Origin of the sequence: Marinagarivorans algicola, assembly GCF_001292705.1 — a bacterium.
In the GTDB taxonomy this organism is placed as follows: Bacteria; Pseudomonadota; Gammaproteobacteria; order Pseudomonadales; family Cellvibrionaceae; genus Marinagarivorans; species Marinagarivorans algicola.
In genome coordinates this window covers 69777-78024 of the sequence record NZ_LGAK01000026.1, presented here as the reverse complement: position 1 = coordinate 78024, position 8248 = coordinate 69777, and the positions used below count along the sequence as shown (strand labels likewise).

The 8248-nt window shown below is 50.5% G+C and carries 3 protein-coding genes; 2 read left to right on the top strand and 1 reads right to left on the bottom strand.

All coding sequences use genetic code 11. The annotated features are described in order from the left end of the window. Positions 1 to 301: 301 nt before the first annotated feature. The gene (locus tag AC438_RS10210; RefSeq protein WP_053981158.1) at positions 302 to 1507 is read right to left on the bottom strand and encodes a DEAD/DEAH box helicase; all 1206 of its coding nucleotides are present in this window, start codon (positions 1505 to 1507) and stop codon (positions 302 to 304) included. A 211-nt stretch (positions 1508 to 1718) separates the two neighbouring features. Between AC438_RS10210 and AC438_RS10205 the strand changes: the two genes are divergently transcribed. Both AC438_RS10205 and AC438_RS10200 read left to right on the top strand, forming a co-directional pair. Further along, positions 1719 to 4619 (top strand): PD-(D/E)XK nuclease family protein, encoded by a 2901-nt coding sequence (locus AC438_RS10205; RefSeq protein WP_053981157.1) that lies wholly within the window; start codon positions 1719 to 1721, stop codon positions 4617 to 4619. Beyond that, the gene (locus AC438_RS10200) at positions 4616 to 8218 is read left to right on the top strand and encodes a UvrD-helicase domain-containing protein (protein ID WP_053981156.1); all 3603 of its coding nucleotides are present in this window, start codon (positions 4616 to 4618) and stop codon (positions 8216 to 8218) included. Before AC438_RS10205 ends, AC438_RS10200 begins: the two co-directional genes overlap by 4 nt. The last annotated feature ends 30 nt before the right edge of the window (positions 8219 to 8248 follow it).

Here is an 8248-nt window from a genome sequence, read left to right as displayed (position 1 = left end):
CGTGGCGACTCAATTTATTTGATATTAGCCAATTTATGAAAGCGCTGAAGAGATCTACTTAGACAGGCATGCCAAAAAGAAAATGATACTAAGTTTTATCGACTATTATATCGCCACGCCAAAATACTCGCTAATAGCATATTCACGCAATAAAAAGAATAAAGAACCCAAGCTAATAACTTGGGCTATTTTGTTAGGTAGGAATAATGGGAGGTGCTGCTGAGTCGATATTGTTAGGCTAGCAAAGGATACCGACTAAGCCTACACGGATGTACTTGCCGCGGTGCACGGGCACTAAAATTCACAACCCCCTTTTACTTTTAATCACAAAATTCAAATTAGAGGCGGGTAAGTCTTTCGTGACGGTAAAGCCTTCAATAATGCGGCGTTCTATAATTTCGTTTTGTCTACGCTCTATGGCGCATAAGCGTTTAAAGTCATCTTTAGATACCAGTGATACTGCTTCGCCGGCATTACCTGCGCGGCCAGTACGGCCAATGCGATGAATATATTCATCGGCATCATCGGGTAGGTCGTAATTGATAACGCGTTCTAAATGGTGAATATCGATACCCCGTGAAGCAATGCCTGTTGCAATTAAAAAGGCTGTTTTTCCATTTTTAAAATCGGCAAGGGCTTGGGTGCGTGAAGCTTGGCTGCGGCCGCCGTGAATGGCCTCGGCAATAATGCCGCGTTTTTCTAGTTGGCTCACCAATTTGGCGGCGCCGTGTTGTGTGCGAATAAAAATCAAACCTTGTTGCCATTGCTGCTCTTTAATTAAGTGGCTAAGCAGTGCGGATTTGTTGTGCTTATCAATAGCCACAACCCACTGAGCAATGGTGGGGGTAGTGTGCTGGCTGGGTTGAATGGTGATTTCTTGTGGGTTGTCGATGGTTGTTCTGGCGAGTGCGCGTACGCCTTTTGACAGTGTGGCCGAAAACAATAAGCTTTGGCGCTGCTCGGGCAGTTTATCTAGAATTTTATTAATCTCATCAATAAAACCCATATCTAACATGCGGTCGGCTTCATCAATGACCAGCATTTTTAATGCATCAAAGTGTAAGGCTCTTTGTTGGGCTAAGTCGAGTAACCGGCCGGGTGTTGCGATTAAAATATCTGTGCCATCAATAAGCGCTTGTTTTTGCGGGGCGTAATCGACACCACCAACAATGGCTGTTGTTTTAATATCAAGGTACTGGCTGTAAGCAACAAAGTTGTCGTGTACTTGCTGGGCCAATTCGCGCGTAGGGGCCAATACTAATGCGCGAAAGCGCTTGGGCCTGCGTTTATGTGGCTCGCCACTGCGGGTGCTTTGAGCCAATTGATGAATAATGGGCAAGGCAAAGCTGGCGGTTTTACCGGTGCCGGTTTGGGCTGTGGCGAGTAGGTCGTCACCTTTTAAAATACAGGGGATAGCCTGCTGCTGAATCGCGGTGGGCGCTGTGTAATGTTGAGCGCTAAGGGCCTTTAAAAGACTGGGATGTAAACCGAGAGTGTCGAAAGTCATGAATATCCAATAATAAAGCGTCTGGCTAGAGCGGCACCACAATAGGCGCCAACAAGCGATACTGAGTGTTGGTGAGTGCACGCATTATAAGTAATTTAGCCCCGAGGCAGGTAATATATCGGTATAGGGGGCGAGTGAAAAATACATTACCCAATAATACTTGTTTTTTTGCTTCCTCACCTGCGTTGCTCAAAGCGTTACATGCTCTTGCATGCGCCTCTTCGAGCGCCTTGCCGAGAAAACAGAACGCTATGTCTTATTGACAAGCTACTATGCCTCGCCCCTAAGTATTTTAAACAGCCACTTAACTACTGAGTACACCATGAATTATTACGGCCTGAGCGCATGGTTTGATGCACTGACCCGGGATGTTTTTATTTGTAGCCCCAACCAGCGTTTGGTGCGCTTTTATCAGCGTGAATATGCAAATTACCAAAGCAATAAAGGTTGTGAGGCCTTTGCCCCGCTCGATTGTATGGCCCTAGAGCTGTGGCAAAATGCACTGTGGCGCAAAGCGCAGTTATTGCTACCGGCCTATGCTGCTAAAGGCCAAGCCATAAACCCGCTGCAAAAAAAAGCGCTCTGGCAACAAGTGCTTAGTCGCGATGATAATTTATGGGCCGCCGGCGATGTGCTCGACCCAGCGCTAGATGCCGACAAACTGCTTAAAATGTGGGGTGTATTGGAGCCTGACGCCAGCCATCTTACCGATGAGTTTGAGCTTTTTATGCGCTGGCAAGATGAGTATCGTACGGTGTTGAACGAGCAAAAATTATACGATAGCCAAGATGCGTATAATTTTTTATTAGAGGCCATTGAGCAAAAAGCGTTAAACGCGCAATTACCTCAGCGCATAGTCTTTACCGGTTTTGATCAGTGGCCCACACCGCTTAAGCGCTTGGAGCAAGCTTTAGTGGCTGCCGGTGTTGAGGTGGCGCACCACCAAGTGCTAGCCAGCCAAAACCCTGTGGCTAAGCGGCGCCAGTATGCCAATGGTAAGTCTGAAGTATTTGCGGCGGCGACTTGGGCGTTAGAGCAAAGTACCCGGGGGAAGCAAGTGGCGGTTGTGGTGCCTGATTTGGGGCAGCGGCTTACCGATATTGAGCGTGTTTTTCAGCAGGTGTTTGAGCCTAATGCGCAGTTGCCGCAAGGGCAATTTGATGAGTCTTTGTATAATGTGTCGGCGGCTGAGCCGTTAGGGCAATGCCCTTTAATAAAAACGGCTAGCCAATTAATTGCATGGCAAGGGCAGGCTTTACCGGTGGCCGAGCTAAAAGCCTTAATGCTGTCGCCATTTGTGCTGGATTTTGGACTTTGGCAAGAGCGTGCACAATTAATGGCGCGCTTGGCCGGGCGTACAAACCGCGCCAGCTTATTGCAACTCAAAGCCGAGGTGGCGCATCAAAATCAACGCTGGCAAGAGGCGCAGTTATCGCGCGCAGCTGTCGCCGAATCGGAATCCAATAAAGAGAGTCAGGGCAAAGAGGCTGCGCAAAAAACGGCGCCCTTGGCAGTGTTGCACGAGATGCTAGAGCAGGTTTACCAGCACTTACAGGTGCGCCCACCTAAAAAAGCGCTGCCTTCTCAGTGGTGTGTATTTTTTAGTGAGCGCTTAAGGGCTTGGGCATGGCCGGGCAGTCGTACGTTAAGCTCGCATGAATATCAGCAGCATGAGCACTGGCAGCATGCCTTGGCCGAGTTTGCTTTATTCGATAGCGTCTTGGGAGCGGTAGATTTTAAGCGTGCCCACCAGTTATTAACGCAAAGTTTAAAAGCCCCTTTCCACAAGCAAACGCCACCGGCCAATGTGCAAATATTGGGGGTATTAGAGGCGGCAGGGCAGTTGTTTGATGGCATTTGGTGGCTGGGTTTAGATGCCCACTCATGGCCTGAGCCATTAAAGCCCAACCCATTACTGCCGGCTGCTTTGCAGCGTGAGCATAAAATGCCAAGAGCCAATGCCACCGCCGAGCTGGATTATGCTGCTGCTATTACTCAGCGTATTACCGCCAGTGCTGAAGAGGTGATAGTGAGTCATCCGGCTTTTAATGGCGAAGAGCCTTTAGTGCCAAGCCCTTTAATTGAAGCCTTTACAGCCGAAGATATGGCTGAGCCGCCAGTGTTACACCCTTGGCAATGTAAGGAGCCTAAACCCTTGCAACTGCTGCAAGATGATACAGCAACGGCTATTGCCACACCGGTTGAGCTGCGTGGTGGCGTGGGTGTTATTAAGCGCCAAGCGGCTTGCCCGTTTCAAGCTTTTGCGGTGCACCGTTTACAGGCGACAAGTATCGAGCCGATGGAAGATGGCCTTAATAACCGTGACCGCGGTAATTTAGTCCACGATGTGCTCGAGCACTTGTGGCAACACTTACAAACGCAGCAAAACTTATTAGCGCAAACCCCCGAGGCACTGGCAGCGTTAATTGCTGCAGCCACCGATGAGGCGATTGCACGCTTAGCCAAAGGCCGTCGTTTAGGGGAGCGCTTACTATTACTGGAAGCGCAAAGGGTGCAAAGCCGCGTCGATAGCTGGCTAGCCCTTGAGCGCCTGCGCGAACCCTTTACCGTAAAGCACCAAGAAGAAACGCTGCCGTTAGAGTTGGCAGGCCTTAAATTGCGTTTACGTATGGACCGAGTCGATTGCTTAGCCGACGGTAAAACACTGGCCGTTATTGACTATAAAACCGGTAAAACAACCTTAAAAAGCTGGCAATGGCCGCGTATTGATGAGCCTCAAATTCCTTTATATGCCACCGCGCTACCCGATGTAGGGGCGGCGGTTTTTGCGCAGGTTAACACCCAAGAAATGAAATATTTAGGCTTGACTGCAATGCCGCATTTATTTGCTGAGCTCAACGATGTCGCTGACAGTAAGGCCGGTAAAGGCTGGCCCGATACCTTTGCCGATGTACTAATGCAGTGGCAGCAAGAGCTGCAAGCGGTAGCCGCCAGTTTTGTGGCCGGCCATGCAGCTGTGGCGCCCAAAAATGTACAAAGCTGTATGTATTGTGAGTTACACAGTTTATGCCGTATAGCGGAGCACTCGGCGCCGCAAGCCGGTGATGGCAATGCTGTGAATATCACCGAGCTAAAAGGAGCCGCTTTATGAGCCTACCGATAGATGCCGCCCAGCGCGAGCGCGCTTTAAACCCGAGCCAAAGCTTTATTTGTGTCGCGCCTGCAGGCAGTGGTAAAACAGAGCTATTAACACAGCGTGTGCTGGTGTTATTAACCCGCGTGCAAAAGCCAGAAGAGGTGCTTGCTATTACCTTTACGCGTAAGGCGGCGGCCGAAATGCTGCACAGGGTGATAGAAGCGCTTAAAATGGCCGAACTTCCCAAGCCCGTCGAGCCTCATAAGCAGCACACCTGGCAGCTGGCTAAAGCTGCGCTGCATGCCGATGCGCAGTATGGTTGGCAGTTGTTGCAAAACCCGCACAGGCTTCACATTAAAACCTTTGATGGCTTGTGTGCCGGCTTAGTAAAAGCTTTGCCGCTGCAGTCTCAAATGGGGGCGGGCGTGGCTTTAAGTGATGACCCCGAGCGGTTGTTTGAGTTGGCCGCTAAAAGCTTACTGGCTGAGCTCGAAGGCGGCGATGAGGTTGCCGATAGTTTGGCGCAATTATTGATGCACCTAGATAATCGGCAAGAGGCACTGCAAAATTTATTAGTCGAGTTATTGAAAACACGTGCGGCGTGGTTGCCGCTGATTTTGGGCCACCAAGACGACGTACGGTTTACATTAGAGGCGTGTTTGGCGCAGCTACGCGAAAGCCATATTACCAAGCTCAAAGCCTTAATACCTACCGAGCTGGCACCTAAGCTGTTAGCTTTAACAGCGTTTGCAGCGCGCAATTTACCTGCCGATAGCGCAACACCCATAGCGCTATGTGCCGAGCTAAGCGCTTTGCCCGATGCCAGTGAACAGGGTTTAGCGCAGTGGCGCGGTATAGCGGCTTTTTTATTAAGTGGCCACAATCTTAAAGGCACGGGCACGGCGGGCAAAGCCAAATGGCGCCAGCGTTTTACTAAAAACGAGGGCGTGCCGAGTAAAATTGATGATATAAAGCCGGCCGAGCTTAAGGCAATAAAAGCTGACATTAAGGCGCTGATTGATACGTTAAGCATCAGTGATGACTTGTTAGATGCACTGGCAGAAGCGATTGATTTGCCGTACGAGCAATACCCCGAACAGCAATGGCAAATACTGCAAGCACTCACGCAGTTATTACCGCGTTTGGTCGCGCATTTACAATGGGTGTTTGCCAGTGAGGGCGAGTTGGACTTTACCGAAATGAGCCTGCGCGCCGACCGTGCTCTAGGTTTTATTGATGAACCTACCGACTTAGCCCTGCGCTTAGATCACCGTATTAGCCACGTGTTGGTCGATGAGTTCCAGGATACATCAAGTAATCAAATGCAACTGATACAAAAATTGACGGCAGGCTGGCAAGCCGATGACGGGCGTACGTTGTTTTGCGTGGGTGATGCCATGCAATCGATTTATGCCTTTAGGAGCGCTAATGTGGGCTTGTTTTTGCGCTGTTTGGGTGATGATGTTATGGGTAGCGATAGCGGCAATAGTGATGAGCATTTTAGTATAGATAATGGTGCAGATGATCTTGATGTTGGCAGCAGTGAGCAAGGTCAGTTAGGTGCTATTGCACTCGAGACGTTGCGTTTAAGAACTAATTTTCGGTCGGCAGCCGGCGTAGTCGATTGGATTAACAGCACTTTTCATAATGCCTTTCCTTCGCAGGTCGATTTTAATTTAGGCGCCGTCCCTTATAGCGAGGCGGTCGCGTTTAACCCCGATAGCGAAAATGCTGTGCGTGTGCAGGGCTTTTGTGGGGTGGGCGATACCGAGCCTGCCGACTTGGCCAAAGCCGAAGGTGACTGGATTGCCGCGCAAATGCAAACGGTATTGGCGCAAAACTCTGAGGCGACGATAGCTATTTTAGGTCGTGGGCGCAGGCAGTTAACGGCTGTTTTACCCTCTTTAAAAGCGGCGGGCATTCGCTACCGCGCCGTAGACCTAGACCCACTGGCTGCGGTGCCTGCGGTGCAAGATGCTTGGGTGATTACCCGCGCACTGCTCAATACCAGTGATACGGTGGCTTGGTTAAGCCTATTGCGGGCGCCTTGGTGTGCGGTAGAGCTTAATACGCTGCTACAGTTGCGTGAGCAAGCGGGTGAGAGCGTTTATATGCAAATGCGGCAGTGGCTTCAAAGCGAGCAGGCTCGGCTAAATAAGCCGGCTTATCAGCGGGTTTTGCACGTAGCCAACGTAATGGCGGTAAGCCTTGCCCAGCGCGCGCGCAAACCTTTAGCTGACTGGGTCAAGGGCGTGTGGTTAGCGCTAGGGGGGGCGGCCAGCTTAAATGCCGATGCACAAAACAACGTCGAGCGCTTTTTTGAAGCCTTAGCCGAGTGCGACGAAGCGAGTTTGCAGCAAAACCCCGCCCGCCTAGAGAAACTACTCACCGAGCTATATGCGCTACCCGACCCTGAGGCCAGCGAGCAAATACAAGTGATGACGATGCACAAGTCTAAGGGTTTAGAGTTTGATGCGGTGTTTTTGGTGGGGCTAGGTAGTGCTAGCGGGCAAACCGATAGCCCGTTGATGCGTTGGCATGAACAATTGTTTGATAATGAATTTTTAGGTGCCGAAGAGGCTGCTACTTGGTTATTAAGCCCCATGGCCGAGCGCGGCCAAGGTAAAGACGCACTGTACCAATGGCTGGGTTTGCAGCAGGCAAAGCGCGAGCGTTTAGAGGCGTGCCGTTTATTGTACGTAGCCTGTACACGGGCAAAGCAGCATTTGTTTTTAACCGCCGTGCTCAAGCAAAAAGGTGAGGGCGCCGATGCCGTCATTAACCCGCCTGCCGGTGGTAGTTTGCTGAGCCATATTTGGCCTGCGGTTGCCCAGCGCTTTAGTGTATGCTGCCAAAGTGTTGAGCCATTAGAGCAAACCGCGCAAGAGTGTGCGATACCTTTGCGGCGCTTGGCAGAGGTGCCGTGTGATTGGGTGCTGCAAGCAGGCAGTGATTTAGCTTTTGGGGGCTTGCCTTTTGTTAAACACAGCGATTCAGGCGATGGTGCCCAAGTGTTTAATGGTAACCAAGCATTGCCGGTCGAATACCAACCGATTAATGCCTGTGTGGGTACGCTGGTACATGAGGTGTTAGAGGTGTATATCGAGGCCGCTTTGACCACGTTAAATGCTGATAGCGCCCCGGCTTATAATTGGGCGGCCTTTCACTCGGCGTGGCAGGCGCGCTTAACCATGCTGCATGGTAAGCCACTCGATACCGAAAGTGGCCATAATGCTGTTGCTGCACTAGAGCAATTGCTCGATGCGGCTTTGGCACCTGATTCACCGTTAATTGTAGCGCTACAGCGCGCAAAAATACGACATTGCGAGTATGCGTTGTCGGGAGTTAATAGTGAGGGTGTGCTAGAGGCTTGTCGTATCGATTTATGGTGGCAAGAAGAGGGGGGCCAAATTTATTTACTGGATTATAAAACGGGTCAGCCGCAGTCTCATCAAAGTGTTGCGGCCTTTGAAGCGGCTCAAAAAGCGCAGTATCGCGAAGTACTTGAGCGTTATACCGCGTTATTATCAAGGCACCTTAATGCGCCGGTCACAGCAGTTTTGTATTTGGTTGCGACAGGTTCTTGGTTAGTCTTATCGGACGGTGTCGACTAATGCCGTGTCTAAATAGTGTACGCCATACCG

Bases quoted from the DNA above. Each gene is read 5' to 3' on its own strand.
- AC438_RS10210 (WP_053981158.1), bottom strand. From the start codon at position 1,507: ATGACTTTCGACACTCTCGGTTTACATCCCAGTCTTTTAAAGGCCCTT.
- AC438_RS10205 (WP_053981157.1), top strand. From the start codon at position 1,719: ATGCGCCTCTTCGAGCGCCTTGCCGAGAAAACAGAACGCTATGTCTTA.
- AC438_RS10200 (WP_053981156.1), top strand. From the start codon at position 4,616: ATGAGCCTACCGATAGATGCCGCCCAGCGCGAGCGCGCTTTAAACCCG.